The following is a 26,647-nucleotide window of genomic DNA, read 5'->3' on the forward strand; positions in this document are numbered from 1 at the left end:
AGCGCCGTCCGGTTGCTCAGTTTCTCGTCAGTGACGCGTTCGGTGGTGAGCGGTCTGCCGAGCAGACGCCGCTTGACGCGGTACATCGGCCGATCGAGAGTCATACGGCCATGAGACCTGGTGCCCGGCCCGGAACCGGGGAGAACACCACCGGCGGGCACCACACTCACTCACCGGGCCCCGTGCCCGGCCAGGAGCAGGCCCCGACCGGTGTGCCGCGCGACCGGTCGGGGCCTGCGCCCGGGCGCGGGGCGGCCCGCTCAGCGGGTGGGCAGGACCTGCGCGCCGGGTCCGTCCGTGACCGCTGCGCCGACGGCGCCCGGCGGGCGCTTGCCGCGGACCCTGCGCACCGCGTAGGCGATCAGGACGACGACCAGGCTGCCGATGCTGGTGAGCAGTTGGGTCCGCTGGTCGCCGATGACGGCCATGGCCACCAGGACGGCGGCGAAGCCCGCCATCACCACCCAGGTCAGGTAGGGGAAGAGCCACATGCGCAGTGAGAGCCGGTACGGCGCCTCGCGTTCCAGTCGGCGGCGCATCCGCAGCTGGGACGCCCCGATCATGAGGTACATGAAGATGGCGACGGCGCCGGAGGAGTTCACCAGGTAGCTGAACACGGTGTCCGGGGAGAGATAGGCGAACAGCACCGAGACCCAGCCGACCACGGTCCCGGCGAGGATCGCGCGGGCCGGGACGCTGCGCCTGTTCGTCGCCACCAGCCAGGCCGGGGCGTCGCCGTGCGTGGCGAGGGCGCGCAGCATGCGCGAGGAGACGTAGACCGAGGAATTGAGCACGCTCAGCACCGCGGTGAGGATCACGATGTCCATCACGAGGCCGGCGCCGGGCAGTCCGATGATGTTCCAGGCCGCCACGTAGGGGCTGGCGAGGACCTTGGCGCTGTCCCACGGCACGATGGTGACGACCAGGACGATCGATCCGACGTAGAAGAGGATGATCCGCCAGATGATGCCGGTAGTGGCACGGGCGACGGAGCGTTCCGGTTCCTTGCTCTCGGCCGCGGCGATGGTGACGATCTCCGCTCCGCCGAAGGCGAAGATGACCACGACGATCGCGGAGAAGATCGCGGTGAAGCCGTTGGGGGCGAAGCCGCCGTGCGCGGTCAGGTTCGAGAAGTCGAGCGAGGCCCCCGGCCAGGCGCCGAAGACGTGGAGTCCGCCGACGATGAGGAAGGCGACGATGGCGGCGACCTTGACGGAGGAGAACCAGAACTCGAATTCGCCGAAGGACTTCACCGACAGAAGATTGGTCGCGGTCATCACGACCATCAGGCCCATCGCCAGCACCCACAGCGGCAGTCCGATCCACGCGTGCAGGATCGCCGCCCCGGCGACGGCCTCGACGGCCACGATGATGACGTAGTAGTACCAGTACAGCCAGCCGATGGTGAAGCCCGCCCACGGGCCGATGGCGGTGCGCGCGTAGTCGGCGAACGAGCCGGAGGACGGCCTCGCCACGACCATCTCGCCGAGCATCCGCATCGTGCACAGAACGAGGGCGCCGGCCAGGCAGTACGACACGATCGCGGCGGGGCCGGCGGTCTTGATCACCGAACCGCTGCCGACGAACAGGCCGGCGCCGATCGCACCGCCGATCGCGATCATGGACATGTGGCGGTTGCGCAGCGAGCGGCTGAGTTCCGGCTGCGGGCCCCCCGGTTCTCCGTGCGACGCGGGGTTGGTCATGGCGGCTCCGGTCCTGGCGGCGGGTGAGACGGGCGCGGCGGGTTTCCTTCCGCGCGTCATTCGGCCACCTCCTCCGCCTGTGCCACGGCGGTGTCGGGGCGCAGCGACACCAGGGCGTCCGCTTGCGCGAGTCCGCTCTCCTCGACCACGTCGCGCACGCTCTGGGCCTCGCGCACGAGCGCGAAGGCGACCCGTCCGCCGGAATCCGTCCGGTAGCCGTACACAGCGGGTCGTGGCAGGGAGTTGTAGGAGAAGTGCGAGGAGAAGTAGTACGCCCCGGTGTCGTACAGCGCCACTACGTCGCCGGGCTCGACCACCGGCAGCTCACGCCCGGTCGCCGTCAGGTCGCCGGCGAAACAGCACGGGCCCGCGATGTCGACGACCTCGGTCGGGCCCTGCTTGGGCCGGCCCGCGGCGTCGAACACCCCGACGCGCAGCGGCCAGGCGTCCGGCATGAAGACCGTGCGGGTGGCCACCTGGGCACCGGCGTGGGTGACCGCGATCCGCCGGCCGCCGGCCGACTTGGTGTATTCCACGATCGAGCCCACGGTGCCGCTCTTGGCGAGCAGGGAACGGCCGAATTCGGTGATCAGGGCGTAGCGGCCGTCGAAGAGGCCGGGTACGGCGGTGCGGAGTTCGGCGACGTAGTCCGCGTACGTCGGACGGTCGTCGTCGCTGTCGAAGTTGACGGGCAGACCGCCGCCGATGTCGATTCCGGTGATCTGCGCACGGCCCAGTTCCGTGTTGATGCGCTCGGCCAGCTCGTACGCCGTCCGCACCCCCTGGGCGATGAGCGGCAACGGGCAGCCCTGGGAACCGACGTGGGCGTGCAGCCGGTTGAGCCACGGCCGGCGCGCGAACGCCTCGATCACCGCGTCGACGGCTCCCTCGTCGCGCAGCGCGACGCCGAACTTGGAGGTCGCGGTCGCCGTACTCATCGCACCGATGGCACCGGCCCCGACCTGCGGGTTCACCCGCAATCCGATGGGCCCGGAGGCCTCTTTGCCGGCCAGCAGGCGGTCGACGCGGGCCATCTCCTGGAAGTTGTCGAGGTTGATCGCGATGCCGTGGGCGAGGGCGAAGTCGAGCTCCTCGACCGTCTTGGCCGGGCTGTCGAAGACCAGCCGGTCGTGGGTGAATCCGGCCGCCAGCGCCTGTTCCAGCTCCCCCGGCGAGGCCACTTCGCACCCCATGCCCGCCTCCGCGAGAAGCCGCAGCACGGGCACCAGCCCGCACGCCTTCGCCGCGAAGGTGTGCTGCACCGCGGCCGGCCCCTCGAACGCCTCGTTCAGCGCATCCACCGCGGCAAGCACACCGTCGACGTCGAGGAGACCCACCAGAGGCGCCTGCGGGCCCAGCAGTCCGTCCTCGACAGCCCGTGCGAGCGCGGCCTCGCGGGCGCTGCCGCGTTGGTGGAGGGAACCGGAAGTCACTGTCAACACACTCCAGACGCGTCGGTCGTGCACGGCGCTCGTCGGGCCGCGGCCGTTCTGTCCTGCACAGCTTCGTCCCACGGAACCCGTCACGTCTTCGTTCGAGACGACCACGGTCAGGTCGCTCTCTTGTGCCGGGCCACAGCTGAATGATCTACAGCTCATGACCACTGCACCCTGCGCGGCCACGACGCCCGAGGGGCCGAGTCCCTCACTGCGTGCGCCGCGCCAGCCGCAGTCCGAGGTCCGCCAGGAGCCGCAGGGTGGGGTCCGCCAGGTCGACGCCGAACAGCTCCCGGGCCCGCCGCAGCCGGTACCGCAGGGTGTTCGGATGCACGTTCAGCCGCCCGGCGGCCGTGCCCGTGTCACCGAACGCGTCGATGTAGGCGGCGACCGACGCGCCGTACTCGGAGCCGTGCGCCCGATCGTGCTCCACCATCGCGTGCACGGGGCCCGACAGGCTCTCCCACAACGGCGCGATCCGGTCGAGCACCCGCAGTGCGGTCACCTCGGGAACCAGTTCGCCGAACGCCGCCACCGCGGACGCCACGTCCGCGGCCGGCAGTCGCGCGGCACGCTCCGCCAGCACCCGCACCACCAGCTCCGCGGCCTCGCGCGACGCGGGCAGTCCCGACAGGTCCGCCGTCACCGGGCCGACGCCCGCGAAGACCACACCGCGCGGCACCGAGCGAGCCAGGGCCGGCAGGGCACGCGCCGGGTCCGTCTCGTCCTCCCCCGCCGGAAGCAGGACGTACAGCCGCCGCCCCGACCGCGCCGTCACACAGCCCGGCCGGTACGCCGCCGCCTGCAACGCGAGCACGTCCAGCACCCGCTGCTCGGCGGCGCCACCGGCTGCCGCGGCGGGCACACCCGTCAGGTCCCGGCTGTCGTACGCCTCCGCGACCATCACCGTGTACGGCCGGCCCGGCGCGACCCCGGCTTCGTGCGCGGCGCGTGCCGCCTGCCCGCTCCCGTCGAGCAGTGCGTGGACCGCGCCCTCCCGCGCCCTGGCCGCGGCCCGGCCCCAGGTCTGGTGGTGGGACAGGTGCGGCACGGCGGCCCGTGCCGCCGTGTGCAGCGCCGCCGCCGCGTCCTCGGCCAGCGGCCGGCCGTCGGCGGCGGCCCAGAGCGACCCGAGGACCTCCGACCCGTGGCGCACCGCGACGGCCAGCCGTTCCGCGTACCGGTCGTCGGCGGGCAGCCGTACGACGCCGTCGGTGCTCCACAGGGCTTGGAAGAAGCCGCTCTCCCGCAGTTCGTCCACCCGCCAGCGAGGGACCTCCTGGCCGAGGATCGTCAGCCTGCGCATCGGGTCGGGCTCATGGTCCATCCGCGAGTAGGCGAGCACCCGTGACTGGGGGTCCTCGATGGTGATGGCGCCGCCGACCAGGGCCGCCACCGTGTTGGCGAGGCCCGGCAGGTCACCGAGCCGCAGTCCCTCCACCCCGGTCGTTCCGGTCGGGGCGCTGTGCGCCAGGGCGGTGCGCAGCTGACCGAGCACCTCCGTCCACCCCTGGCCCGGCCGCCGGGTGAGCAGCGCCGTGCGCCCGGAAGCGGCCGCCTCCAGCAGCGCGGCCCGCGGCCCGCGAGCGCCCCGCCTCAGCACCACGGCCGCGGCTCCGGCCCGGTCGGCACCGCGCAGCACGTCGATCGCCTCCGACGAGGCGGCGTCCACACCGACCGCGAGCAGGATCAGCCCGGACGCCGCCCAGGTGTCGTCGTCCCGGTCCTCACCCGGGTCGTACAGCGCCACGTCGGCCACCGGCACACCGGAGCCGCGTGGCGCCACGGCGACGTCCAGCATGCCGGGGGCGACCAGACCAAGGATCTGCTCCAGCGACGGCCCACCGTCGGGCCGCTCGCGTTCCTGTGTTGCCATACGTCCATCATGGTCGGCCGCCGCGGCGGCACCGGGTTCGTGGAGCACCGCGGCAGCCTTCCGGCACCCCGGGGGCCGGTGTCAGGCGTCGGTGACCGTCGTGGTCACCGGTGTGCCGATCTCGACGGTCCTGCTCACGGTGCACAGCCGGTCGTGGGAGGCCTTGACCGCGCGAGGCAGGATCGCTCGGGCGCGCTCCGCTCCCTCGTCGTCCGGGAAGGCCACGGTGAACGCGACCTCGAGATTCGTCATGCGGTTGCCCTGGTCGTCGCTGACCTTGTCCCCCCTGACGGTCACGGAGAACCGGGTGGGCTCCGCGTGACGGCCGGTGGCGAGATCGACGTCCACAGCCGTGCAGCCGCCGATCGCGGCCAGGAACAGCTCGACGGGGGTGAACCCGGCGTCCTGGCCGCTGTCCGGGGCCGTACCGAAACGGATCGATCCGCCGCGGGTGTTGGTCGCCACGAACTGGCCGCTGCTGGTGCGTTCGACGACGACGGAACGCTCCGAGTGTTCGCTCATGTCGTTCACACTAGTCACATCGACCTGGTCACATCGACGCACCGGCCCACGGCGTCGCTGGGAAGCCACGCCCGCGTGACCCCCGTGGGTCCGTTCCGGCTACCGCGTCCGTACGGCGTCGCGCAGCAGGGCGAGCTGGTGCGCGACGGCCGCGGTGAGCCGCTCCTCGTCGTCCGTGGCGAGAAGGTCGAGCAGCGCGCCGCGCAGGACGGCCAGGGCCAGCGTGCGGCGGGTGACGCCGTCCCCGCTGTCGCGTTCGGACGGCGGCTGGAAGCCGGCCAGGACGCCGAGCCAGTCGTCCACGGTCGCACGGGCGAACCCGGCCCAGGCGCCGTCGGGCTGGTTGAGGGAGCGCGCGTAGGCCTCGGCCCACAGCCGCAGCAGCGGCCGGTGCTCCTTCGCGGCGAGCCACGTCCAGACCCGCTCGACGGCCGGCGCCAGTCCCGCGGGGTGATCGGGTCGTCCGGCCCGCTCCAGGAGCGCCAGCTGGTCGGCGCGGGCCCGTGCGAGCAGCGCGCGCAGCAGGCCGTCCTTGCTCTCGAAGAGGAACAGCAGGACCCGCGGGCTGGAGCCGATGGCCCCGGCCAGCGGGCGCAGGGACAGGTCGGCCAGCCCATGGGTGAGGGCGTACTGGTAGGCGGCCTCCAGCAGTTCGTTCCGCCGGGCGGAGGGGGTTGGCGCTTCCTGGGGCATGCGGCTAGCCTAACTGAAACGACTGTTTCAGTGATGTCGAGGGACGACCGCGGGGGCCGGGAGAACAGCACATGCCGCAGCAGGATCAGAAGAACGCCGTCGTCCGCCGCGCCGACCGGCCCGGCGACCTGGGGTGGGTGGTCATGGCCCACGGTGAGACCTACGACCGGCAGTTCGGCTGGAACACCGACTTCGAGGCTCTGGTCGCCAAGATCGTCGCCGACTACGCCACCCGGCACGACCCCGCTCGCGAGGCGGGCTGGATCGCCGAGGTCGACGGCCGGCGCGTGGGCTGCGTCTTCCTCGTCGCGGGCGACCGGCCCGAGGTGGCCAAGCTGCGGATCCTGCTCGTCACCCCGCCGGGCAGGGGCCTGCGCCTCGGAACACGTCTGGTCGGGGAGTGCCTCGCGTTCGCCCGTGCGGCGGGCTACGAGCAGGTGACACTGTGGACCAACGACGTGCTCATGGCGGCGCGCAGGATCTACCAGAGCTTCGGCTTCACCCTCGCCGACGAGGAGCGCCACCACAGCTACGGCCAGGACCTCGTCGGCCAGAACTGGACCCTCGACCTGCACCCCGACACGCCGGAGCCTTCCGCACACCCCGCAAAGCCGAGGAGAGCCGGCCGGTGAACCGACCGACTCCGCCGGTGACACCGCCACCGGTCCGACCTCCGCACCGTGACCGGGGTGGGCGTCCGCCTCTACGCCGCGCACGCGCGCGGCCTCGCGACGCGCCGCGCGACGGCCGGCGGCCGGCGGCCGGTCGGGCTCAGCGGCTACGAAGGCTTCAACATCTCCGTGGAGCCGCGCTTCTCGGCGGCCAACGCCGCCTGGCTCCGGCTCGCGGGGTTGCCGGCCCACGCCACCGTGCGCGGCGGCGGCGAGTACGGCCGGGCCAGGCACGAGGCGGCCGTGGGCGTGCGCCGGCAGAGCGCCTTCGACGACTGCATCGCCCGCGCTCGGCGTCCCTGCGTCGTCCGGCTGACGGCGGGTCAGTTGTCGACGTCCTCGTTGAAGTCGTCCGCGCAGGCGTCCCGCTCGCTCTGCGTGTCGGCGTGCCGCACGCAGTCGTCGAAGTCCTTGAACTCGTCCGAGTTCAGGATCGACGCGCCGATCGCGATGATCACCACGGAGCCGACGACCCCGAGCACGCCCAGTACCGCCCCGGCGAGGACATCTTGCGGCGCGGTGCCCGGCCGCCCCGGGCTCTGCGGGCGCCGATGATGCCGAGGACCAGCGCGAGGAGGCCCAGCACCACACCGCCGATGACGGTCCAGAAGAGGACCACGGCCAGGATGCCGAGCACCAGCGCGGCGATCGCCAGTCCGTTGCCGCGCCCGGCTCCGGCCCCGGCGTGCGGCTGCGTCGAGCCGGCGGGCGTGGCGGGGTGTTCGGGGAAGGACACGTCATCACGCTCATCTCTGTGTCTGTCGCGGGGAGTTGCCGTGAACTGCGACTGCCCCGCCGAACGTGACGGATGCCTGCCGCCTCGTACGGGAGTCCGTTCGCCCCGCCCGGCGATCGGTGTCGCCGCAGGCCGGCCTCGGCCGGAGACGGTGGTGGACGGTACCTCTGACCTGCGGTGTCGGTGCCGTGTCGGTACCGCGTAGGAGGGCTGTCGGTAGCTGTCGGCCGGCTGTCGGTGGCTCGTCGGCGGTGGCTGGCACCTTTCGAGGGGTGGCCGGCCCGAGCCGATCGGGCGGCCCGATACCGAAGGAGTCACCATGCACACCCCTGTCACGATCATCGGCGCCGGGCTCGGCGGACTGACGCTGGCCCGCGTCCTGCACGTCCACTCAATCCCGGTCACCGTCTACGAGGCCGACCCCTCCCCTTCGGCGCGCCCGCAGGGCGGACTGCTCGACATCCACGACTACAACGGGCAACTCGCGCTCAAGGCAGCCGGGTTGACGGACGACTTCCGGGCCGTCGTACTGGAGGGCCGCCAGGCGATGCGGGTGCTCGACCGGGACGGGACCGTTCTGCTCGACCGGCCCGACGACGGCACCGGCGGGCGTCCGGAGGTGCAGCGCGGTGACCTGCGTCGGATCCTGCTCGACTCGCTCCCGGCAGGCACCGTGCGGTGGGGGCACAAGGTCGGCGGTGTCCGTTCCCTGGGCGACGGTCGCCACGAGGTGACGTTCGCCGACGGCAGCACGGTCGTCACCCGCCTGCTGGTCGGTGCGGACGGCGCTTGGTCGCGGGTCCGGCCGCTGCTGTCCCCCGCCACACCCGAGTACATCGGCAAGTCGGTCGTCGAGACCTACCTGTTCGACTCCGTCTCACGGCACCCCGCCGCCGCGAAGGCCGTCGGCGGCGGCATGCTGATCGCTCCTTCGCCGGGCAAGGAGATCTTCGCCCACCGGGAGAAGGACGACACCCTGCACGCCTATGTGGGGCTGTCCCGGCCGCGGGACTGGTTCGCCGCCATCGACTTCGCCGATGCCGCCGCGGCCACCGCACGGATCGCCCGGGAATTCGACGGCTGGGCGCCGGAGCTCACCGCGCTGATCACCGACAGCGATGTCGCACCGGTCCTGCGCTCCCTCTACGCCCTGCCGACCGGGCACCGGTGGGACAGGGTGCCGGGGGTGACTCTGCTGGGTGACGCCGCCCACCTCTCCGCCCCCAACGGCGAGGGCGCCAACCTGGCGATGCTCGACGGCGCGGAACTGGGCACGGCCCTCGCCGCGCACCCCGACGACGTCGAGGCGGCGCTGGCCGAGTACGAACGGGCCATGTTCCCCCGCAGCGCCGAGTGGGCCACCGACGAGATGCCCGGGCTCGACTCCGACGACAACACGGCCCAGGGCCTGATCGACCTCTTCACCGAGCACGGCCTGTGAGCCCGTGACCAACGCGCCGCCCGCGCCCGGTGAGGCGGCATGCCTCCGGGCCGGGCCGGGCAAGCGGATCCGTCACCGACTGCGCAGGAGTCCTGCACCATGCACAAGTACGACGTCACCGTGACGACCGGCGCCTCGCCGGAGACCGTGTGGAAGCTGCTGGTGGACGCGTCCAGTTGGCCGCTGTGGTCCAAGGTGGACAGCCTGGACACGACACGGTCGGTCGGCCTCGACCCGGGTGGCGACGACGGTGTCGGGACCGTCCGTGCCTTCCGGACGGGACGCACCGTGACCGGCGAGAGGCTGACCGAGAAGGCCGAGGGACGCGTCCTGGCCTACGAGGGCGCGTTCAACCCGTCGCTGCGCGACTACCGCGCCCGCATCGAGCTGACCCCGGCAGCCGGCGGCTCGGGCACGGTCGTCCACTGGTACGGCGAGTACGCGACGAGCCGGCTGCTGGGCTGGGTCATGCCTCGCTACCTTCAGAAGTTCATGCAGCAGATGGCGGAGGGGCTGGCCCGCTACGCCGAGGAAGCCGAGGAAACCGGCCCGCCTTGATAGGCAAGTTTACACTTGCCTATAGTGGCGATGTGGCCGACGAACTCTTCAAAGCCCTGGGCGACCGCACGCGCCGCATCATCCTCGACGAACTCGTGCAGAAGTCCGGACAGACCCTGTTCGAGATCTGCTCGCGGCTGAGCATGAAGCACCAGCTGGCCATCTCCCGCCAGGGGGTCTCCCAGCACCTCGCCGTGCTCGAGGCCGCCGGGCTCGTGGAGTCCCGACGTGAGGGCCGCTACAAGTACCACGACCTGAACACCGCGCCGCTGAAGCACATCACCGAGCGGTGGCCGGCCCCCGGCATGTCCGAACCGAAGGAGAACACCCCATGAGGATCCACCTGACCAGCGTCTTCGTCGACGACCAGGCCAAGGCGCTGGAGTTCTACACCGAGGTGCTCGGCTTCGTGAAGAAGCACGACGTACCGGTGGGGGAAAAGGACCGGTGGCTGACCGTCGTCTCCTCCGACGAGCCCGGCGGCACCGAGCTCCTGCTGGAGCCCGCGGGCCACCCGGCCGTCAAGCCCTATCGCGACGCCCTCGTCGAGGACGGGATCCCCCTCGCCCAGTTCACCGTCGACGACGTCCAGGCCGAGTACGCGCGCATGAGCGCCCTCGGGGTCCGCTTCACCCAGGAGCCCCTGGAGATGGGCCCCGTCATCACCGCCGTCTTCGACGACACCTGCGGCAACCTGATCCAGATCTCCACCCAGCCCCGGTGACGGCCCGTCGCCGTCCCGCGCTCACTTCGGGTGCGCCGCGGCGGGCCCGAGGGAGGGCGGGGACGGCTCGTCGGCCGCCCACTCGGCATCGCCGGTCCCGCGGTGCGGATCGTAGGCGCAGGGCACGGTGCTGCCGCCGGTGAAGTAGCCGCGACCGGGGTCCCAGTTGAAGGACATCCGCTCGTCTCCGTCCGCCCGTTCGACGTACAGGGACCACTCGTCGGCCTCGCCGCCCTCGCGGTATGAGTTGATCTTCCAGCCTCGGTCCTCGAGCCGCTGTCGCAGCCGGCGGAGTCCGGAGCCGGCCTGGTCGGCGGGGACGTGGTTCAGCGCCCAGGCGTGGTGCATCCGGTAGGCGCCCTCGACCACCTTGTCCTCCATGCCGAGGAAGCCTCCGTCGTAGCAGGGTCCGGAGTCGAAGGCGTTCTCGGTACCGACGCCGCGGTCCCGGGCCCCGGGCTCCACCGTGCGGTCGAATCCCAGGACGTCGTACGCCTCCCGCGAGGCCCCGAAGGCACGATCCGCCATGTCCTCCCGTGCGACGCGGGGGAAGTCGGCGCCTCCCCGGTTGTTCCAGGCGAGTGGGACGAGGACCGCGAGGACGGCGGCGACGATCGCGAGGCAGCCGCACCCCAGGGCTCCCGGGAGGGAGGAGAGCCCGGAAGGGGCCGTGGTGGACTCGGTCGTGGCGGGAGCTGCTGGCATGCGACGACGGTAGGTCCGCGCGGCATCGCTGCGGATGGGGGCTCGTACCGGGCCCCGGCAGGTACAGGTACTCAGGCTCCCCGGCCCGGACCTGCCTCACCGCCCCAGGGCTCGCCATTCGCGGGCCAGGACCGCCCAGACCTGCTTGTCGTGGCGCACACCGCCGTACGGCCACGCCTCGCGTCGCACGCCTTCCAGGGTCATGCCGAGCCTCTCGGCCACGGCGGCGCTGCGGTCGTTGTCCGCCCGGCAGTGCCATTCGGCCCGGTGCAGTCCTCGGGTGGTGAAGGCCCAGTCCAGCAGCAGGCCACAGGCCCGCGTGATCAGACCGTGCCCCTCGGCCGACGGCTCCAGCCAGCAGCCGATCTCGCAGTTGCCGAAGGCCACGTCGAAGTCGGTGAACATCACACCGCCGACCAGCACTTCCTCGCACCAGATGCCGTACAGGCGGGCACCGTCCCCGGCCTGGCGTGCGGCATACCGCTCCAGTGTGGCCCGCGCTCCCTCGATGTCGTCGGTGACGAAGGCGGGCCCCACCCAGGGGCGGATGTGTTCCCGAGCCCGGTCCAGATGACCGGCGAACTCCTCGGCGTGCCACACCTCCAGCGGACCGAGGCGAGCAGCGCCACCCAGCGACACCGAGAACATGCGGCCTCCCCTTTTGCACAACGCTTGTTATGTCAATGTACCGTGGCGGCATGCCACGCACCAAGGGAGATCACGAGGCACGACGTCGGGACGTCTCCGCGGCGGTGTGGCAGGTCATGGCCACCCGCGGTTTCGCCGGCCTGACCCTGCGCGCCGTCGCCGCCGAACTCGGTGCGACCACGGGCCTGCTCACGCACTACTTCCCCACCAAGCGCGCCCTGGTCGGATACGCCCTCGACCTGCTGGAACAGCGCACCCTCGCCCGCCCCCGCCGCCGCGCGGGCCAGGGCCTGGCCGCCCTCAGGGACGCCCTGCTGGACATCCTGCCGCTGACTCCCGAGGCCACCGACAGCAACCGCGTCTGGGTCTCGTCCTGGGACGCCGCGCTCTCCGACCCGGCCCTGGCCACCGACTACGCCCGCAAGTACGCCCAGGGCCGCGAGAGGCTGCGCACCCGGGTGGCAGCCGCACAGGAACGCGGCGAACTGCCCCCGGGCGACCCCGCACGGATCGCGGCGAGCGCGCAGTCGTTCGTCCTCGGACTGGTGGTCCAGGCCCTCTTCGACCCGGCGGCGTTCACACCGGACCGGCAGGTGGAGCTCCTGGACGGCTACCTGGCCGCCCTGTCCGCCGAGGCCCCCGGCATGCCCTAGGCCATGCGCGGGGCTGTCCGCGGCACGGGCCCCTTCGCATCCGCGCGGACGCCGTCACGCGGACGGACCGCCGCGGTTGTCGCCGAGCAGACGCTCCAGCCGGTCGAAACGCTCGTGCAGCGCTCGGGCCGTCTGCGCGTACACCTCCTCGGCGGCCTCCTCGGTGTGGCGCACGAAGTGACCCCGGCGGTCTTGTTCCCTTCCGACGAACCAGGTGGCCAGCGCCGCGGTGACCAGGCCGAAGGAGGTGATTCCGGCGACCATCACCACCACGGCCACGACCCGGCCCCACAAGGTCACGGGATACAGGTCGCCGTAGCCGACGGTCGTCGCGGTCTCCACGGACCACCACAGGGCTCGCGGATAGGTGGTCAGCTGAGCCCCCGGTGCGCCGCGCTCGGCGAGGACGGCGAAGTACGAACCCGCGAGGATCACGATCACCAGGAGGACCGTCGCGGCACACGAAGCCTTCAGGTGCAGCGAACCGCCGTGGCGTCCGAGCAGCAGTTTGACCAGCCTGGCCAGGAGTCCGGACAGCATGCGTGGCATGCTCCGCCACCGGCCGGACCGACGGTGCGGCAACGCGCCGGTGCGCGCCGAACCCACCCGAACAGAGGCGAGGTGAGCGGAGCCGTCGGGCCGGCGGTCAGGTGAGGTCCGGTCCCCGACGCGCCGGCCCGGTCCCGCCGTGGGTCACTGCGCGCACGCGAGGTCCCGCGCGGGGCGTTCTCCGGTGGTCAGGAACCTCGTGGCCGCGTCGTTGACGCAGGTGTTGCGGCCGTACGGATAGACACCATGGCCGCCCTGGTCGGCCGTCACCAGCGTGGCCCGACCGCCGAAGGCCCGCCGCAGCTCCCGGGCGCCGACGAGGGGTGTGCCCGGGTCGCGCTCGTTCTGCACCATCAGCACGTTGGACGGTCCCCTGCCGGTGATGCGTACCGGCGGTTCGGTCCGCTCCCGCGGCCAGAAGGCGCAGGGGTTGATGCTCGCCGTGGAGCCGCCCAGCATGGGGTATTCGTGGCGGTCGCGGGCGGCATTGCGCTGGTACGCCCGGAGCGTCCCCGGCCAGCGCGTGTCACCGCAGACCACGGCGAAACGCGAGGCCATGAGGTTCTCCAGGTCCGCGGGCAGCTCCGGGAGCGGCAGTGGTCCGCCCGAGTCGACGGCCTGCCAGAACTCGGCGAGCCGCGGCATGGAAGCGTCGGCGTAGAGGCTGTCGAAGGTGTGGGCGCGGAACGCGGTCCCGTCGACGCCTTGCTCCGGCTTCGCGTCCAGTCGCGCCGCCAGCTCGAAGAACTTGGCGGTGACCTGCTCCGGCGTGGAGCCCAGACGGTATTCCGGGTGCGCGACGGCGAAGGCGGCGAAGTCGGGGAAGCGGTCCTCCAGCCCGCGGGCGAACCGCCGCATGGCCGTGATGTCGTAGCCGCCGGGCCCCAGGTTGCTGTCGAGCACGATCCGGTCGCCGCGCCGCGGGAACAGCGTCGTGTAGACCGCGCCGAGGTAGCTGCCGTAGGAGGCGCCGAGGTACGACAGCCCCGGCTCGCCCAGTGCCGACCGGATGCGGTCCATGTCGCGCGCCGTGTTGGCCGTGGTCGTGTACGGCAGCATCCACGCCGTCCGCGAGCTGTTGCACTGTTCGGCGATCTTCCGCGCGGGCCGGGCCTCCCGCGTGACGTCGGCCGCGGTGTGCGCGTACCGCGGGAAGTTGCCGCGCCACTGCTGCTCCTGCGTCAGATCGCAGGTCACCGGCGTGCTGTGGCCGACGCCGCGCGGGTCGAAGCCGATGATGTCGTAGGTGTCGAGCACCTTCTGCGGCAGGCCCGAGGCGGCGAGGACGGCCGGGTACGTGAGGCCCGTGCCGCCCGGGCCGCCCGGGTTGGTCAGCAGGACGCCACGCCGCTGTGACGGCTTCTCGCTCGCCAGCCGGGAGACGGCGATCTCGATCCGACGGCCGTCCGGGTCGCGGTAGTCCAGCGGCACCCGGAGCGTCGAGCACTCCAGGCGGGGGGCGGACGCGCCCTCGGGGCACGGACCCCACTCCAGGGTGCTCGCCGGTGTCGTCGCGGCCGCCGCCGACGACGACGTCGGCAACCCGGTCGCCGCCAACGCGACGGCGGCGAGGGCGAGGGACAGACTTCTGCGCATGCGGTGTCCTCCTGTGGGGGTGACCGGAACGTGAACGAGTCTGTTCAGCGGGAGCGGCCGGCACATCGGCCCGGCGGACCGGTGCCGCCTCCGACCGTGGGAGAGGCGCCGGTCAGACCTGGGGCCAAGGCGCATCCGTCTTCGGTCTGATCCGCCGGTCGCACGGTGTGGCGACAATGGCACGGTGAACAAGGACGTCGTGCCGCGGCTCGGGGCGTGGCAGCACGCATGGCGGCTGCTGGTGGCCGCGGTCGTGAGCGTGCCGGTCTGGCTCTCGACCCTCGCGCTGATGCGGAACGGGTCCGGCGACCCGGGCTCCTGGATCCTCGTCGGCGATCCGCTGGTGGCGGCGGGCTGCCTGACGGTGCTCGGTTGGCGGCGGCGGTGGCCCCGGACGGTCGCTCTGGCGGTCACGGTCGCCTCGAGCGTGTCGGCGCTCGCCACCGGCGCCGCGCTGTTGGCGCTGTGCTCGGTCGCCACCCGCCGCCGCCCGGTGGAGATCGGGACCGTCGTCGTGGCCTACGTGGCCGCGACCCACCTCGCCGGCGAGGTCTACCCGGCACAGGGTTCGGCCGAGGCGTTGTGGTGGGTCCAGATCGTGGTGTCTGCGCTGACCGCGGGGATCGCGGTGGCCGCCGGCATGGCGATCGGGGCGCGACGGGTCGAGGTGCGGTCCCTGCGCGAACGGGCGGAGAGCGCGGAACGCGAGCAGAGCGCGCGGGCGGCTCAGGCCCGGGCCCTCGAACGCAACCGGATCGCCCGCGAGATGCACGACGTCCTCGCGCACCGCATCTCCCTGGTCGCCATGCAGGCCGGGGTGCTCGACCACCGCAGTGACCTCTCGGCCGACGAGAACCGCGTCCTGGTCCGGGGTATCGCCGAGGGCTCCCACCAGGCGCTGGAGGAACTGCGAGAGGTCCTCGGCGTGCTCCGCGCCGATCCCGGCCGGCCGGAACCCCCGCAGCCGTCCCTCGACCGCGTTCCCGACCTGGTGGCCGACACCCGCGCCTCCGGTCTCGACGTCAGGCTCACCAACGCCGTGACCGCGACCCCGCCGGACGGCGTCGGACGGACCTGCTACCGCATCGTTCAGGAAGCGCTGACCAACGCCGCCAAGCACGCCCCCGGCGCGGTCGTGTGGGTCACCCTCGACGGCGCCGCAGGCGGCACTCTCGACATCGGCGTCCGCAACGGCCCGGCCGCGCTGCGTCCCGCACGGCCGCCGGCCTCCGGCTTCGGTCTGCTGGGCCTCGGCGAACGGATCACCGTCGCCGGCGGCGAACTGGGCCACCGCCCGACATCCGACGGCGGGTACCTTCTCACCGCACGGCTTCCCTGGCCGGACGGCCCCGCCCACCGCCACGAAAGGGGCGCATGAGTGGACACCCGACGCGATCCCGTACGGGTCGTCATCGTCGACGACGAAGAACTGGTCCGCATGGCCCTGCGGCTCGTCATCGACGGTGAACCGGACCTGACCGTCGTGGCGGAGGCGGCCGACGGTAACGCCGCGCTCGCCGCGGTCGCCGAGCAGCGGCCCGACGTGGTGCTGATGGACGTACGGATGCCGGGCCGGGACGGTCTGGACACGACCCGGGAGCTGCTCACCCGGCCGGATCCGCCGCGGGTGCTGATGCTGACCACCTTCGACTCCGACGACCTGGTGCTGGGGGCGCTGCGCGCCGGTGCGCTCGGCTTCGTCCTCAAGGACACCCCGCCCGCAGGCATCCTCGACGCGGTGCGGACCGTCGCGGACGGCGTCCCGGTCCTGTCCCCGGCGGCCACGGCACGAGTGATCGCCGCGGCCACGGGGCCTGAGTCCCCGCACGTCCGCGACCGTTCCCGTGAGGAGGCGCGCGAGCGGCTGTCCGTGTTGACGGAACGGGAGCGGGAGACCGCCCGGGCCATCGCGGAGGGACTGGGCAATCCGCAGATCGCCGAGCGGCTGCGCATCACCGTCGCGACGGTGAAGGCCCACACCGGCAGCCTGTTCGCCAAGCTGGCGGTCGAGAACCGGGTCCAGGTCGCGCTCCTGGTGCGCGACGCCGGGGAGTAGGCGGGTCGGCTCCGGCGGCGTTGCCGTCGCGCCGGACGGACCGTCAGGGCGTTCCGCCGGGTCGTGTGAGGTAGCGCAGGAGCAGGGTGCCGTCCTCGGCGAGTGCGGTGGCCAGGTGCAGGTCGGTGGGCTGGACGGGCGGGCTGGTCGCGATGCGGCCGGCGGGGCCTGCCGCCAGCAGCGGGGAGACGGTCAGCCGGAGTTCGTCGACCAGGCCGGCGGCGGTGAGCGCTCCGAACAGGTGAGGTCCGCCTTCGCAGTCGATGCGCCGCAGTCCGCGCCGGGTGAGTGCCGAGACCGCTGCGCCGAGGTCGACGGCGTCCTCGCCCGCGACGACGACCTCCGCCCCGGCATCCTGCCAGGCCAGGCGGGTGGGCGCGGGCACGGAGGCGCAGGTGAGGACGATGGTGGGGACGCGTGCCCGGGTGATGACGGGAGCGTCGGGGGGCAGCGTTCTGCCGGTGCTCACGACGGCGGTGGGCGGGATGTCGGCCAGGTCGTGGCGGCGTCGGCGGTCGAGGGTGTGCTGGTCGGGGTGGACGCCGCGGAAGCCCTCGACCATGGCGGTGGTGGCGCCGATCAGCAGGACGTCGGCGAGGTCGCTGCCGAGCCGCAGCACCTTGCGGTCGGGCGGGGTGGACAGGGGCCTGGCCAGGCCCCCGATCTCCACGGCTCCGTCGGCACTGGCGACGAAGTTGACGGCGAGCCAGCGCTCACGGTCCGGGTAGGTGTAGAGGCGTTCCAGTTCCTCGTCGTCGATGGGACGGGCCTGTTCGGTGGGCCAGATCAGGTGCATCAGGCGATCCAGGTGGCGGTGCGGGCGGGGGGACGGCTGCCGTTGATGCCCGCGGCCATCTCGACGACCTGCCTGGTGGGCCGGACCTGGTGGGCCCGGAAGACGGCGGCGCCGTCCCTGGCGGCGATGGCGGTGGCCGCCAGGGTGCCGGTCAGCCGGTCCTCCAGTTCCACGTCCAGCATCTCGCCCACGAACGCCTTGTTGGACAGGGCCATCAGGACAGGCCATCCGGTCTGGGTGAACTCGCGGAGGTTGCGGAGCAGGAGGAGGTGGTCCGTGGTGTTCTTGCCGTAGCCGGTGGCGTCGATGAGGATGCCGCCGCGGGGCACGCCGGCGGCTTCGGCCCGCTCGGCGAGCCGGACGACAGCGGTACGGACCGCGGCCACCACGTCGGGGTAGCCGGGGCGGAAGGGCTCGGCGCGGGGTGTCCGGCCGCCGGTGTGCGTGCACACGTAGCCGGCACCGTGGGCGGCGGCCACCTCGATCAGTTCGGGGTCGGCGGCGGCCCATGCGTCGTTGAGGACGTCCGCGCCGGCCCGGCAGACCGCGTCGCCGACCTCGTGGCGCCAGGTGTCGACGCTGATCAGGAGATCGGGATAGCGCTCGCGGGTCCATTCCACCAGCGGGACGATACGGGCGGCTTCCTCGGCGGCGGTGACCTCCTCGCCCGGACTGGCCGCCACTCCCCCGAGGTCGATCATGTCGGCGCCCTCGGCGACGGCCCGGGCGACGGCGGTCTGGGCCGCCTCGACGGCGAAGGTGGCGCCTCGGTCGTAGAAGGAGTCCGGTGTGCGGTTGACGATCGCCATCACCAGGGGCCGGTCGCTGACGACGCGGCGGCCGCGGAATTCGAGGTCGACTGCTGGGGTGGACATGGGGTGTGCGGCTCCTGTCGCCGGTCGGGCGGGGGTTGTCACCGCGGTGGTGTGACGTGGGGTCGTCCTTCTACCGCTGGACGCCGGTGAGCGCGAGGAACTCCTGCAGTGACGCCGCGTCGTCGCGCAGGGTGCCGAGCATGGTGGAGGTGACCGTTCTGGATCCCGTGGCCTGTACTCCGCGCAGGGTCATGCAGGTGTGCTCGGCTTCGATGACCACGCCGACGCCCCGGGGCCCGAGCTGTTCGGCGAGCCAGTCCGCCGTCTGCTTGGTGAGCCGTTCCTGCACCTGGGGGCGGCAGGCGAAGTGCTCCACCACCCGGGCCAGCTTGGACAGTCCGAGGATCCGGGCGCCGGGCAGGTAGCCGACGTGCGCCACTCCCACGAAGGGCAGCATGTGGTGCTGGCAGACCGAGCGCACGGGGATGTCGCGGGCCAGGACCAGCTCGTCGTACCCCTCGTCATTGGGGAACGTGGTCATCCGGAAGGGGCGCGCGGTGAGGAGTTCGGCGTAGCCGCGGGCCATCCGCCCCGGGGTGTCCCTCGTCCCCTCGCTGTCCACCGCGACCCCGAGCGCCCGCAGGAACTCCCTCGCGGCACGCTCGGCGGCCTCCAGGTCCGGCCCGGCGACGTCCTCGATCACCTGCAGTGCGACTGTCGCAGTCATCCCGGCGCCCTCCCTGTATCAACAAGGTTCGTTGTTTTTACAGGCTGACCAGGGCGTCGTAATTTGTCAAATCTCATTGGTGTTACATTGACGGTGTGGGTACGAACGAGGACCACGGCAGGGACGCCATCAGCGAGCTGAGCAGCCTGGACGACCCGGTGCGGCGCCGGCTGTACGACTACGTGCGCACCCGCGACGAGCCCGTCGGCCGGGAGGACGCCGCGAAGGCGGCCGGGATCAGCCGCACACTGGCCGCCTACCACCTGGACAAACTCGCCGACGCGGGCCTGCTCGACACCAGCTACGGCCGGGCCGCCGGACGCGGTGGCCCGGGCGCGGGCCGCCCGGCCAAGCGCTACACACGCTCCGACGAAGAGCTGTCCGCCAGCGTGCCGCCCCGCGACTACGGCCTGCTGGCCGGGGTGCTGGCCGAGGCCGTCGCCGCCGACGGCTCCGGTGCGGTGCGGGAGGCGGTGGCCGCAGCCGCGCACGCGGCAGGCCGGTCGGCCGGCGGCGAGGACCTGACGGCCGCGCTGCGCGGCTGCGGCTACGAGCCCGCGACGACCGCCGAGGGAGGCGTGGACCTGCGCAACTGCCCCTTCCACCGGCTCGCCCGGGAGCACACCGAACTGGTGTGCTGGCTGAACCTGCACCTGGTACGAGGCCTGCTGGAAGCCGGCGGGCAACCGCCCGGCCGGGCGGTGCCGACGCCCCGCCCCGGCCGCTGCTGTGTGGTCGTCGAGCCGCCCGGCACCGCGTGAGCCCGTTCACCACGACATCGAATTGATCCCGTCCACCACGTCGTTGATGTCGATGCGGCCGGTGAGCACCAGCAGCCAGAAGACCGCGAGCCCGGCGTCGAGCAGGAGCCCCACGGTCAATCCGGTCATCGGCATGCCCTGTACGGGGCGGCGCGCCAGCCCGACGACGGCGAGCACGACACCGACCGCGGCCGAGAACATGCTGAGGGCCGGCCATGCGTACTCCTCGCCGACGAACCCGGGGATCGCCACCACCACGTAGAGCAGTACGAGGCTCTGGGGCAGTCCGAGCCAGATCACCCACCACACGGAGGGACGTCGGGGGGGCCTCCTGGAGCACCGGCGGCCGCACCAGCAGGGGCACATACCCGGGCAGCGCCGGTGCCGGCGGCCGGTCGACGGCCGGGGCGAAATCCGGCCGGGGCGGCACGGACGGGGCGGCCGTGAGCGCCCGCTCCCCCAGGACTCGGACCAGCGTCTCCCTCAGCTCCGACGCGAAGGCGGCGTCCGCGTGCACGGCCTCGGCCAGGACCACCCGCGCCACCGCGTCCGCGTCTTCGCCCGGGCTGTCCTCCAGCCGGGCCAGAGCCATGGCTCCCAGTTCGCTGCCGGCGAGCCGCTCGGTCACCAGCTTCCTGAGCCGGGCCCGTTCCCCACCGTCTCCGCGCGGCGGCCTCGCGATCTCCTCCAGCGCGGCTCTCGCCAGTGCCGTCCCCTGCATGCCGCCTCCCCCGCCCCGTGCCGCGAACGCCGCGCCGCCGACGCTTCCCCCCTCGGGTGCCGCCGCTTCACTGTGCCGGGAGGAGACGCCCCCGTCGTCGGCGGGGAGCGCAGGCCTCCTTGCCGCGGAGTGCAGCACGCTCAGAGCAGGTCCCGCGGCACCGTTTCGTTCCAGGTGCGGGAGAACACGCGGCGGTCCGCCTCGTAGCCGTCGAGGGTGGCGTCCACGAAGAAGCTCTGTTCGTCGCACCTGAGCCGGGTGCGGGTCACGACGCTGACGTCCCAGTCGTCCCGCCCGAAGCGCATGGTCCAGGTCGACTCGCCACGCGCCGAGGTGAAGTCGTCGGCCGTCGCCGCGTACCGTTCGTGGGCCCGGCAGCCGACGTCCATGCCGATGTCGTCGCAGCGGACCAGGCCCCGGTCCTTGACGATGTCCAGTTCGGCGGCGTAGTCGATCAGGTCGCGCCGCACCTCCCAGCGTTCCTCCGGAGGGGTCAGCGTGGTCGTCGTCAGCGGCGGTGTCCCCTCCGGGACGCCGAACGGGTCGGCGGGTGTGTCGTCGGGGCGGTGCGTCGGCCGGACCGGCAGGGTGAGGGTGCTGGACCGCTCGTGGACGCTCAGCTCGGCGGGCCTCGGCGGCGGCCAGGCGAGCGGCCAGTAGGAGGTGGACAGGGACAGCCTGATCCGGTGTCCGGGCGGGAAGGACTGCGCCACTCCGTTGAGGTGGACGGTGGCCCGGTAGCGGCGGCCGGGTTCCAGCGGCTCGGGCTGCTCGGTGCTCTCGCAGCGCGTGAGGTTGAGCAGCCCGTAGGTCACCCGGGTCGCGGCTCCGTCGGGGCGTACGTCGGACAGGCGCGCGGCCACCATGGCGACCGGTTCGGCGACCGACAGGTCGAGTTCCACGGTCGGTGAGCCCAGGATCTCCAGCGGTTCGGTGAGCGGATCGGTCTCGAAGACGAGGGAACCGCCGTCCTCCTCACGCTGGTCGTAGGGCAGGTCGGGGGGCGCGTTGTAGGAGGCCCACTTGCCCGCGAACTGACCGACGGACAACGGCGACCGCACGGTCAGTACGTCGCCCGCCCCGGCCGTCCCGCCGTGGTCCGACGGCTGCGCCACCGGGTCCTCGATGCGGTGCCGGCTGAGCGGGTGCGTGACCGGGTGGACGTTCGGCGAGGGCCAGGACGGCTCCGCCACCCAGCGTCCCGGCCGTTCCTCGTACGACGTGGACGGCGGCACGCTGTCCTGCATCCAGGTGCGCAGCATGGGGCCGTCCATGACTCCGTTGTCGACGCCCTTGAGCCAGTGGTCCCACCAGCGCACCACCTCCTGGAGGTAGCCGATGGCGGGACCCGGCTCGCCAAGGTGGGGGAACTTGTGCGACCACGGGCCGATCAGCCCCTTGCGGGGCACGTCCAGGTGGGCGAGCAGCCGGGTGACGGCGTTCGAGTAGCCGTCCGCCCAGCCGCTGGAGGCGAGGACGGGGCACTGGACGGCCTGGTAGTCCTCGGCGACCGAGGCATGCCGCCAGTAGTCGTCGCGGCGTTGGTGCCGGAGCCATTCGAGCACCCAGGGCCGGGTGTGTTCCATACGTTCGTGCCACATCTCCCGCCAGCGGTCGCCGACGACGGCCGGGTCGGGCGGGCAGGTGGCGTAGGCGAACATGGTGCCCGCCTCGGCCAGGTTGTCGGACAGCATCGCGCCGCCCATGTAGTGCATGTCGTCGGCGTGCCGGTCGTCCGTGAAGGAGGCGATGACGATGGCCTTGAGGCTCGGCGGCCGCCTGGCCGCCACCTGGAGGGCGGCGAAGGCGCCCCAGGAGATGCCCATCATCCCGGTGCCGCCGTCGCACCAGGGCTGGTCGGCGAGCCACGCCAGCACCTCCTCGGCGTCGCGCTGTTCCTGCTCCAGATACTCGTCCCGGAGCACCCCCTCGGACTCACCGGTGCCGCGCAGGTCGACGCGGACGCACGCGTAGCCGTGCCCCGCGATGTACGGGTGGTGGACGGAGTCGCGGACGGCGGTGAGGTCCCGTTTGCGGTAGGGGATGTACTCCAGTACCGCGGGCACGGGTTCGTGGTCGGACGACAGGGGCCGCCACACACGCGCCGACAGGCGGACGCCGTCGGACATCGGGATGACGACGTGCTCTTCTTCCCTCGTCTCGTGGGGCAGTTGGGTCACGTAACGCATGGGTACGGCGTACTCCTTATCCTCGCGCTCCGGCGTCGGGCTCGTCGAAGGTGAGCCCGAGGGCCGCCACGCAGTGGTCGTACTTCCGGCGCAGCTCGTCCTCGTCGTCCCCGCCGGTGAAGATGTGCGCGACCTCGTAGCTGTAACTGTCCTGCTGGGAGAGGTCGGACAGTCGCTGCCCCGCCTCGGGGAGGACGTGGATGCGCACGCCCGGTGTCTCCCGTTCGATCCGCGCGATCGTCTCGGGCGAGGGCACGTTGCGCACCACACCGTCCGTGAACCAGCGGTGGTACCACTTCGCGGCCATGGCGTAGGGCCCCTGACGGTGCGGCATGGCCGGGTCGTCGCCCAGGGCGAGGGCCAGCATGGGGTGGTGGTTCGGCACCCCGTCCACGTACTGGAACAGCTCGGCGTGCGACTGGGAGTGACGCGGGTTGATCTCGAGCAGGTTGATCCGCTCGCTGCTCGGGTCGTAGAAGTACTCCACGCTGAAGGTCGCCGAGTCGAAGCCGATGCGGCGCATCACGCGCTCGGTGACGTCGTGCAGCCGCCCGATGACCTGTGGGGGGAGGGTGGAGGGGTACTGGTGGCGCAGGAAGCACGCCGAGTCCGGATAGTCGATGGAGTCCAGGGTGCCGTAGACGGTCACCTCGCCCTGGTGCACATAGCCTTCCACGGCGACCTGGAGGCCCGAGCACTCCTCTTCGGCGAGGCACACCCGGCCGCCGACACCGTCCATCTCGGGCGGGAGGTCGATGCGGTCGAGGATGCGCTCGAAGGGGCGGCCGACGCGGGAGATGCCCTCCCGGATCTCCGTGACGGCCTTGCGGAACTCCTCCTCGTCAGCGACGCCGAAGGCGAGTTCGGAGGAGTAGGACAGTGCGGGCTTGAGCCACATCGGGAACCGCACGCCTTCCGGCGGGCGGGGCGGGTCGGCCCGCAGGTCGACGCGGCCGAAACGCGGGTGGCAGTCGGTGACCTCCCGCTGTTCCAGCCGACTCCAGTACTTGTGCTCGCACTTGACCACCGACTCCAGGCTGGTGGTGCGGGTGCCGTAGCGCTCGCCGAGGATCGGCACCAGGGTGCTGACCGGGAAGTCCCAGTAGCCCACGACGGCGTCGATGCTTCCCTCGAAGGCGTCCAGCTCCCGTTGGGCCTTCTCCAGGATGTCGGGTACCGAGACCTCGCCGTCCTGGAGCTCCTCCACCGTCAACAGGCCGTGGAAGCGCAGTGATCGGGCGCCCGGTACGGCCTGGAGCGTCGGCAGGTTCGCCTCGTCGAGGCCGACGACGAAGACGTTCTTCACATTCTCTTCGGACACGTCTCTCCTCTCAAGACACGTCGCTCCTCTCAAGATCGACTGGGTACCCCGCTGCGTCCCGGACAACCTCCGGCCGTCGCTGCTGGATACGTCTGCACCCTCTTCCACGGGTGTCGGACTCGACGGGGGGGCCGCGGGGTACCGGCCCACGTATGACCGACGTGGTGCAGGCGGGACTGTGGGGATTGCTGGCGGGATCGGCGCTGTTGCTGGGCGCGGTGGTCGGGTTCGGAGTGCGGGTGCCGCAGAAGGTGATCGCCGCGGTGATGGCCTTCGGCGCCGGTGTGCTCCTCTCCGCGGTCTCCTACGAACTCGTCGGTGAGGCCTACGACCAGGCGGGACTGGGGCCCGCGGCGATCGGCACGATCATCGGCGCGACCGCCTACACCCTCGGCGGCCTCTGGCTGGCCCGCCGGGGTGCCCGGCACCGGAAGAGGTCCGGCCACCACACCGCGCACACGCAGCCTTCCGAGGCCCAACAGGGCGGCTCGGGACTGGCTCTCGCGCTCGGGGCGCTCCTGGACGGTGTGCCGGAATCGGCCGTGATCGGGGTGAGCCTCCTCGACGGCGGCGCGGTCAGCACGGTCACGGTGGCGGCCGTGTTCATCAGCAACGTCCCGGAGGGCCTGTCGAGCTCCGCCGGTATGAAGCGAGCGGGCCGCGGCGCGACCTACGTCTTCGGGGTGTGGGGCGCGATCGCGGCCGCCAGTACCGTGTCGGCGGTCCTCGGCTACGCCGTCGTCGGGGCCCTCTCCCCCGCCGTCGTCGCCGCCGTCACCGCGGTGGCGGCCGGAGCGATCCTCGCGATGATCGCGGACACCATGATCCCGGAAGCCTTCGAAGACGCCCACCTGGCCATCGGGCTGGTCACGGTGAGCGGCTTCCTCGTCTCCTTCGCGCTCTCCCACGCCTGAAGCAGGCCGGTGCCTCCATCAGCGCCGTCGGTACCGCGGCGGCCTCGCCTGACCGGTCGTGGCGGCAACCGCGCCGTGCCCTCATCGGCCGGGCTCAGCCCAACGTGTCCAGCAGGAGGGTGACATAGGCGTCCAGCCGCTCCTCCACGACCCGTGGCGTCAGGTCCGTCCTGCCTGCCTCCCGCCAGGGCCGGGACACCGACCGCACTTCTTCCGAGGACGCCAGCCCGTCCCGCACCTGCCAGTACAGCCGCTCGCTCGCGGACGCGGCCAGCACCCCGCCGGCCTCCTCGTACTCCTCGGCGAACCGCAGGCCCCAGACCGGACCGTGCAGCAGCGCGAGGATGGTGGAGCAGTGCGCGACGTCGAGGTCCGCCGGGCCCCAGGAGCAGCCTGCCCAGTCGACGACTCCGGTGATCCGGGGTCCGGCAGGGCGGGTGGGCGCCTCCTCGAACAGCACGTTGCCGGGTTGGAAGTCGCGGTGCAGGAACCGCCCTTCCCAGGGCGGCGCCGGCCCGCGGATCACCTTGATCGCCGCGTCCCATGCCGCCGTGTCGGCGCCCCTGGGAATCACGACGGTGTCGGCGGTCGTCAACGCCACATGGCCCCGGGGCCGCTCCGCGGGTCGCAACGCATGGATCGACACCAGGTGACGGGCCAGCGCGGGCAGGCGCAGCCGCACTCCCTCGTCGTCGAGGACCGTCCGGCCCGCCAGATGCGTCATGAGGAGCGACGGGTACTCGCAATGCGCGGCGGCAGGATCGACCGCGACCAGTCCGGGGGCCGGCACTCCGGTCCCCGCGAGCGAGGTCAGAGCCCCGGCCTCCCTGTGCAGCCAGTCCTCGGCGTGTTCCACGTCGACGAAGGTCCGCAGCACCAGGTCACGGGTGCCGCCGTCTTGCCCGGCGATGGTCAGCCGCCGCATCTCGGCGGTGATGCCGCCGTGCAGCGCCTCGGTTCCGACGATCCGCTCGCCGCTCTCCAGGTGCCGGCTCACCCAGGCCAGGGCCGACGGCCGTACGGCCGCCGCATCGTCGCGCGTGCTCACCGAGCCACCCCATCATCCGGACGGCGGTATGCGCAAAGCCTTTCGTCGTACGGCTCATTCCCCGGGCGGCCGGTCCTCGCTGCCGCCGGTGCGACGGAGCCGGTCGGTGCGCCGGGTGAGGGTGTCGATGCGGTCCGCCAGCTCCGGGTGGTGTGCGCTGAGGTGCTCACGGGCACCGGACAGCGGCCCGATCAGTCCGGCGGCGTCGTCGTGGCCCAGTGCCTGGACCAGCGGAGTCCGGGCCCGGGCCGGGAGGCCGGCGAGCGCGGTGATCTGGCCGGCGAGCTGACGCAGGTCCGCGGCGTTGCCCCGGGCCCAGGTGGTGACGGCGCGGTCGGCGGCGCGGCGGTCGCGGGCGGCCTGGACGCGCTGTTCGCCGGTACTGCCGGGGGCGCCGGGGCGCAGGCGCAGGTAGCGGCGTTCGGCGGCCTGCCGGCTGGCGACGCCGAGGGGACGGGCCAGGTCGGCCCAGCTCGCGCCCGCCTCGCGGGCGGTCTCGATCAGGCCCGTCTCCCACCCGGCGAGCTGGTCGCGCATCTGGCGCAGGAGCAGCAGTGCGGCGAGCGCCTGGTCGGAGCTGACCTCGCCGCCGGGCTGCTTTCCGCGCGGCGGTTCCTGGGCGCTGTGGACCGCCTCCTCGATCGCCGCCAGCGCTGCCTCGGCGGCGAGGAAGGACACGGGCTGGGATACGGGTTCCTGCGGGTCTACGGCCATGGTCACCTCCCGACGCCGGTGTCACCCTTGTGACGACACCGTCGCTTGTCATCGTTCCGATGACATGCTACAAG

The 26,647-nt window shown here is 72.5% G+C and carries 29 protein-coding genes; 10 read left to right on the forward strand and 19 right to left on the reverse strand.

Annotated features, from left to right (window positions below):
• Positions 1-260: 260 nt before the first annotated feature.
• From ACZ6IM_RS16790 to ACZ6IM_RS16810, 5 genes are all read right to left on the reverse strand, one after another.
• Positions 261-1,703 carry an amino acid permease gene (locus tag ACZ6IM_RS16790; protein WP_469557231.1) on the reverse strand — a complete coding sequence of 481 codons (1,443 nt, stop codon included), beginning with the start codon at positions 1,701-1,703 and terminating at the stop codon, positions 261-263.
• A 56-nt stretch (positions 1,704-1,759) separates the two neighbouring features.
• A complete protein-coding gene (locus ACZ6IM_RS16795; RefSeq protein ID WP_469557232.1) occupies positions 1,760-3,136 on the reverse strand; it encodes a diaminopimelate decarboxylase in 1,377 nt (458 codons plus the stop codon).
• 211 nt (positions 3,137-3,347) lie between these two features.
• Positions 3,348-5,015: a PucR family transcriptional regulator gene (locus tag ACZ6IM_RS16800; protein ID WP_469557233.1), complete on the reverse strand. Its 1,668-nt coding sequence runs from the start codon at positions 5,013-5,015 to the stop codon at positions 3,348-3,350.
• An 81-nt stretch (positions 5,016-5,096) separates the two neighbouring features.
• The gene (locus ACZ6IM_RS16805; protein ID WP_052838764.1) at positions 5,097-5,537 is read right to left on the reverse strand and encodes an OsmC family protein; all 441 of its coding nucleotides are present in this window, start codon (positions 5,535-5,537) and stop codon (positions 5,097-5,099) included.
• A gap of 99 nt (positions 5,538-5,636) precedes the next feature.
• A complete protein-coding gene (locus tag ACZ6IM_RS16810) occupies positions 5,637-6,230 on the reverse strand; it encodes a TetR/AcrR family transcriptional regulator (protein ID WP_052838625.1) in 594 nt (197 codons plus the stop codon).
• 71 nt (positions 6,231-6,301) lie between these two features.
• Between ACZ6IM_RS16810 and ACZ6IM_RS16815 the strand changes: the two genes are divergently transcribed.
• Positions 6,302-6,862 carry a GNAT family N-acetyltransferase gene (locus tag ACZ6IM_RS16815; RefSeq protein WP_469557234.1) on the forward strand — a complete coding sequence of 187 codons (561 nt, stop codon included), beginning with the start codon at positions 6,302-6,304 and terminating at the stop codon, positions 6,860-6,862.
• A 362-nt stretch (positions 6,863-7,224) separates the two neighbouring features.
• Here ACZ6IM_RS16815 and ACZ6IM_RS16820 read toward each other — a convergent pair whose 3' ends face one another.
• Positions 7,225-7,362, reverse strand: a complete 138-nt coding sequence (locus ACZ6IM_RS16820) for a hypothetical protein (protein WP_469557236.1) — start codon at positions 7,360-7,362, stop codon at positions 7,225-7,227.
• Positions 7,356-7,637 (reverse strand): hypothetical protein, encoded by a 282-nt coding sequence (locus ACZ6IM_RS16825; protein WP_469557238.1) that lies wholly within the window; start codon positions 7,635-7,637, stop codon positions 7,356-7,358. The genes ACZ6IM_RS16820 and ACZ6IM_RS16825 overlap by 7 nt, the downstream gene beginning before the upstream one ends.
• Before the next feature lie 319 nt (positions 7,638-7,956).
• Between ACZ6IM_RS16825 and ACZ6IM_RS16830 the strand changes: the two genes are divergently transcribed.
• From ACZ6IM_RS16830 to ACZ6IM_RS16845, 4 genes are all read left to right on the forward strand, one after another.
• Positions 7,957-9,078, forward strand: a complete 1,122-nt coding sequence (locus ACZ6IM_RS16830; protein WP_469557240.1) for an FAD-dependent oxidoreductase — start codon at positions 7,957-7,959, stop codon at positions 9,076-9,078.
• A gap of 99 nt (positions 9,079-9,177) precedes the next feature.
• Positions 9,178-9,636 carry an SRPBCC family protein gene (locus ACZ6IM_RS16835; protein ID WP_052838629.1) on the forward strand — a complete coding sequence of 153 codons (459 nt, stop codon included), beginning with the start codon at positions 9,178-9,180 and terminating at the stop codon, positions 9,634-9,636.
• Between the two features lie 32 nt (positions 9,637-9,668).
• Positions 9,669-9,971, forward strand: a complete 303-nt coding sequence (locus tag ACZ6IM_RS16840) for a winged helix-turn-helix domain-containing protein (RefSeq protein WP_052838630.1) — start codon at positions 9,669-9,671, stop codon at positions 9,969-9,971.
• On the forward strand, positions 9,968-10,360 hold the full coding sequence (locus ACZ6IM_RS16845; RefSeq protein ID WP_052838631.1) for a VOC family protein: 393 nt from the start codon (positions 9,968-9,970) through the stop codon (positions 10,358-10,360). Before ACZ6IM_RS16840 ends, ACZ6IM_RS16845 begins: the two co-directional genes overlap by 4 nt.
• A 21-nt stretch (positions 10,361-10,381) precedes the next feature.
• Here the strand turns inward: ACZ6IM_RS16845 and ACZ6IM_RS16850 are convergent, their stop codons facing one another.
• Together ACZ6IM_RS16850 and ACZ6IM_RS16855 are read right to left on the reverse strand one after the other, a co-directional pair.
• Positions 10,382-11,065, reverse strand: a complete 684-nt coding sequence (locus tag ACZ6IM_RS16850) for a hypothetical protein (protein WP_052838632.1) — start codon at positions 11,063-11,065, stop codon at positions 10,382-10,384.
• A gap of 96 nt (positions 11,066-11,161) precedes the next feature.
• Complete coding sequence (locus ACZ6IM_RS16855) at positions 11,162-11,713, reverse strand: GNAT family N-acetyltransferase (RefSeq protein ID WP_052838633.1); 552 nt, start codon at positions 11,711-11,713, stop codon at positions 11,162-11,164.
• Positions 11,714-11,763: 50 nt separating this feature from the next.
• Between ACZ6IM_RS16855 and ACZ6IM_RS16860 the strand changes: the two genes are divergently transcribed.
• A complete protein-coding gene (locus ACZ6IM_RS16860; RefSeq protein WP_469557244.1) occupies positions 11,764-12,366 on the forward strand; it encodes a TetR/AcrR family transcriptional regulator in 603 nt (200 codons plus the stop codon).
• A 54-nt stretch (positions 12,367-12,420) separates the two neighbouring features.
• Here ACZ6IM_RS16860 and ACZ6IM_RS16865 read toward each other — a convergent pair whose 3' ends face one another.
• Positions 12,421-12,915: a potassium channel family protein gene (locus tag ACZ6IM_RS16865; RefSeq protein ID WP_469557246.1), complete on the reverse strand. Its 495-nt coding sequence runs from the start codon at positions 12,913-12,915 to the stop codon at positions 12,421-12,423.
• Positions 12,916-13,059: 144 nt separating this feature from the next.
• A complete protein-coding gene (locus ACZ6IM_RS16870) occupies positions 13,060-14,511 on the reverse strand; it encodes an alpha/beta hydrolase (RefSeq protein ID WP_052838636.1) in 1,452 nt (483 codons plus the stop codon).
• Between the two features lie 184 nt (positions 14,512-14,695).
• On the opposite strand from ACZ6IM_RS16870, the gene ACZ6IM_RS16875 reads away from it, so the two are divergent.
• Positions 14,696-15,889, forward strand: coding sequence for a sensor histidine kinase (locus ACZ6IM_RS16875; RefSeq protein WP_469557248.1), 1,194 nt, complete (start codon positions 14,696-14,698; stop codon positions 15,887-15,889).
• A complete protein-coding gene (locus ACZ6IM_RS16880) occupies positions 15,890-16,567 on the forward strand; it encodes a response regulator (protein ID WP_052838637.1) in 678 nt (225 codons plus the stop codon). It begins immediately after the preceding gene.
• A 43-nt stretch (positions 16,568-16,610) separates the two neighbouring features.
• Here the strand turns inward: ACZ6IM_RS16880 and ACZ6IM_RS16885 are convergent, their stop codons facing one another.
• From ACZ6IM_RS16885 to folE, 3 genes are all read right to left on the reverse strand, one after another.
• Positions 16,611-17,363: a pyrimidine reductase family protein gene (locus tag ACZ6IM_RS16885; RefSeq protein ID WP_469557250.1), complete on the reverse strand. Its 753-nt coding sequence runs from the start codon at positions 17,361-17,363 to the stop codon at positions 16,611-16,613.
• The gene (folP, locus tag ACZ6IM_RS16890; RefSeq protein ID WP_052838638.1) at positions 17,363-18,238 is read right to left on the reverse strand and encodes a dihydropteroate synthase; all 876 of its coding nucleotides are present in this window, start codon (positions 18,236-18,238) and stop codon (positions 17,363-17,365) included. The genes ACZ6IM_RS16885 and folP overlap by 1 nt, the downstream gene beginning before the upstream one ends.
• A 70-nt stretch (positions 18,239-18,308) precedes the next feature.
• Positions 18,309-18,905, reverse strand: coding sequence for a GTP cyclohydrolase I (gene folE, locus ACZ6IM_RS16895; RefSeq protein WP_469557252.1), 597 nt, complete (start codon positions 18,903-18,905; stop codon positions 18,309-18,311).
• A gap of 95 nt (positions 18,906-19,000) precedes the next feature.
• On the opposite strand from folE, the gene ACZ6IM_RS16900 reads away from it, so the two are divergent.
• Complete coding sequence (locus ACZ6IM_RS16900; RefSeq protein WP_052838640.1) at positions 19,001-19,666, forward strand: helix-turn-helix transcriptional regulator; 666 nt, start codon at positions 19,001-19,003, stop codon at positions 19,664-19,666.
• A gap of 6 nt (positions 19,667-19,672) precedes the next feature.
• On the opposite strand, the gene ACZ6IM_RS16905 is transcribed toward ACZ6IM_RS16900, so the two are convergent.
• The 3 genes from ACZ6IM_RS16905 to ACZ6IM_RS16915 all read right to left on the reverse strand — a co-directional run bounded on the left by ACZ6IM_RS16905 (position 19,673) and on the right by ACZ6IM_RS16915 (position 23,897).
• Positions 19,673-19,966, reverse strand: coding sequence for a hypothetical protein (locus ACZ6IM_RS16905; protein ID WP_469557254.1), 294 nt, complete (start codon positions 19,964-19,966; stop codon positions 19,673-19,675).
• Between the two features lie 561 nt (positions 19,967-20,527).
• A complete protein-coding gene (locus ACZ6IM_RS16910; RefSeq protein WP_052838642.1) occupies positions 20,528-22,576 on the reverse strand; it encodes a CocE/NonD family hydrolase in 2,049 nt (682 codons plus the stop codon).
• 16 nt (positions 22,577-22,592) lie between these two features.
• A complete protein-coding gene (locus ACZ6IM_RS16915) occupies positions 22,593-23,897 on the reverse strand; it encodes an ATP-grasp domain-containing protein (RefSeq protein WP_469557257.1) in 1,305 nt (434 codons plus the stop codon).
• Between the two features lie 152 nt (positions 23,898-24,049).
• On the opposite strand from ACZ6IM_RS16915, the gene ACZ6IM_RS16920 reads away from it, so the two are divergent.
• A complete protein-coding gene (locus tag ACZ6IM_RS16920) occupies positions 24,050-24,811 on the forward strand; it encodes a ZIP family metal transporter (RefSeq protein ID WP_052838644.1) in 762 nt (253 codons plus the stop codon).
• Positions 24,812-24,905: 94 nt separating this feature from the next.
• Here the strand turns inward: ACZ6IM_RS16920 and ACZ6IM_RS16925 are convergent, their stop codons facing one another.
• Together ACZ6IM_RS16925 and ACZ6IM_RS16930 are read right to left on the reverse strand one after the other, a co-directional pair.
• The gene (locus tag ACZ6IM_RS16925) at positions 24,906-25,859 is read right to left on the reverse strand and encodes a phosphotransferase family protein (RefSeq protein WP_052838645.1); all 954 of its coding nucleotides are present in this window, start codon (positions 25,857-25,859) and stop codon (positions 24,906-24,908) included.
• Between the two features lie 54 nt (positions 25,860-25,913).
• Positions 25,914-26,573 carry a hypothetical protein gene (locus ACZ6IM_RS16930; RefSeq protein ID WP_052838646.1) on the reverse strand — a complete coding sequence of 220 codons (660 nt, stop codon included), beginning with the start codon at positions 26,571-26,573 and terminating at the stop codon, positions 25,914-25,916.
• Between the last annotated feature and the right edge of the window lie 74 nt (positions 26,574-26,647).

Source organism: Streptomyces sp. NPDC042336, assembly GCF_055581985.1.

Coding starts and splice junctions, on each gene's coding strand:
- ACZ6IM_RS16790 (WP_469557231.1), bottom strand. CDS start 1,703: ATGACCAACCCCGCGTCGCACGGAGAACCGGGGGGCCCGCAGCCGGAA.
- ACZ6IM_RS16800 (WP_469557233.1), bottom strand. CDS start 5,015: ATGGCAACACAGGAACGCGAGCGGCCCGACGGTGGGCCGTCGCTGGAG.
- ACZ6IM_RS16805 (WP_052838764.1), bottom strand. CDS start 5,537: ATGAGCGAACACTCGGAGCGTTCCGTCGTCGTCGAACGCACCAGCAGC.
- ACZ6IM_RS16810 (WP_052838625.1), bottom strand. CDS start 6,230: ATGCCCCAGGAAGCGCCAACCCCCTCCGCCCGGCGGAACGAACTGCTG.
- ACZ6IM_RS16815 (WP_469557234.1), top strand. CDS start 6,302: ATGCCGCAGCAGGATCAGAAGAACGCCGTCGTCCGCCGCGCCGACCGG.
- ACZ6IM_RS16830 (WP_469557240.1), top strand. CDS start 7,957: ATGCACACCCCTGTCACGATCATCGGCGCCGGGCTCGGCGGACTGACG.
- ACZ6IM_RS16835 (WP_052838629.1), top strand. CDS start 9,178: ATGCACAAGTACGACGTCACCGTGACGACCGGCGCCTCGCCGGAGACC.
- ACZ6IM_RS16845 (WP_052838631.1), top strand. CDS start 9,968: ATGAGGATCCACCTGACCAGCGTCTTCGTCGACGACCAGGCCAAGGCG.
- ACZ6IM_RS16850 (WP_052838632.1), bottom strand. CDS start 11,065: ATGCCAGCAGCTCCCGCCACGACCGAGTCCACCACGGCCCCTTCCGGG.
- ACZ6IM_RS16855 (WP_052838633.1), bottom strand. CDS start 11,713: ATGTTCTCGGTGTCGCTGGGTGGCGCTGCTCGCCTCGGTCCGCTGGAG.
- ACZ6IM_RS16860 (WP_469557244.1), top strand. CDS start 11,764: ATGCCACGCACCAAGGGAGATCACGAGGCACGACGTCGGGACGTCTCC.
- ACZ6IM_RS16865 (WP_469557246.1), bottom strand. CDS start 12,915: ATGCCACGCATGCTGTCCGGACTCCTGGCCAGGCTGGTCAAACTGCTG.
- ACZ6IM_RS16870 (WP_052838636.1), bottom strand. CDS start 14,511: ATGCGCAGAAGTCTGTCCCTCGCCCTCGCCGCCGTCGCGTTGGCGGCG.
- ACZ6IM_RS16885 (WP_469557250.1), bottom strand. CDS start 17,363: ATGCACCTGATCTGGCCCACCGAACAGGCCCGTCCCATCGACGACGAG.
- folP (WP_052838638.1), bottom strand. CDS start 18,238: ATGTCCACCCCAGCAGTCGACCTCGAATTCCGCGGCCGCCGCGTCGTC.
- folE (WP_469557252.1), bottom strand. CDS start 18,905: ATGACTGCGACAGTCGCACTGCAGGTGATCGAGGACGTCGCCGGGCCG.
- ACZ6IM_RS16910 (WP_052838642.1), bottom strand. CDS start 22,576: ATGCGTTACGTGACCCAACTGCCCCACGAGACGAGGGAAGAAGAGCAC.
- ACZ6IM_RS16920 (WP_052838644.1), top strand. CDS start 24,050: ATGACCGACGTGGTGCAGGCGGGACTGTGGGGATTGCTGGCGGGATCG.
- ACZ6IM_RS16930 (WP_052838646.1), bottom strand. CDS start 26,573: ATGGCCGTAGACCCGCAGGAACCCGTATCCCAGCCCGTGTCCTTCCTC.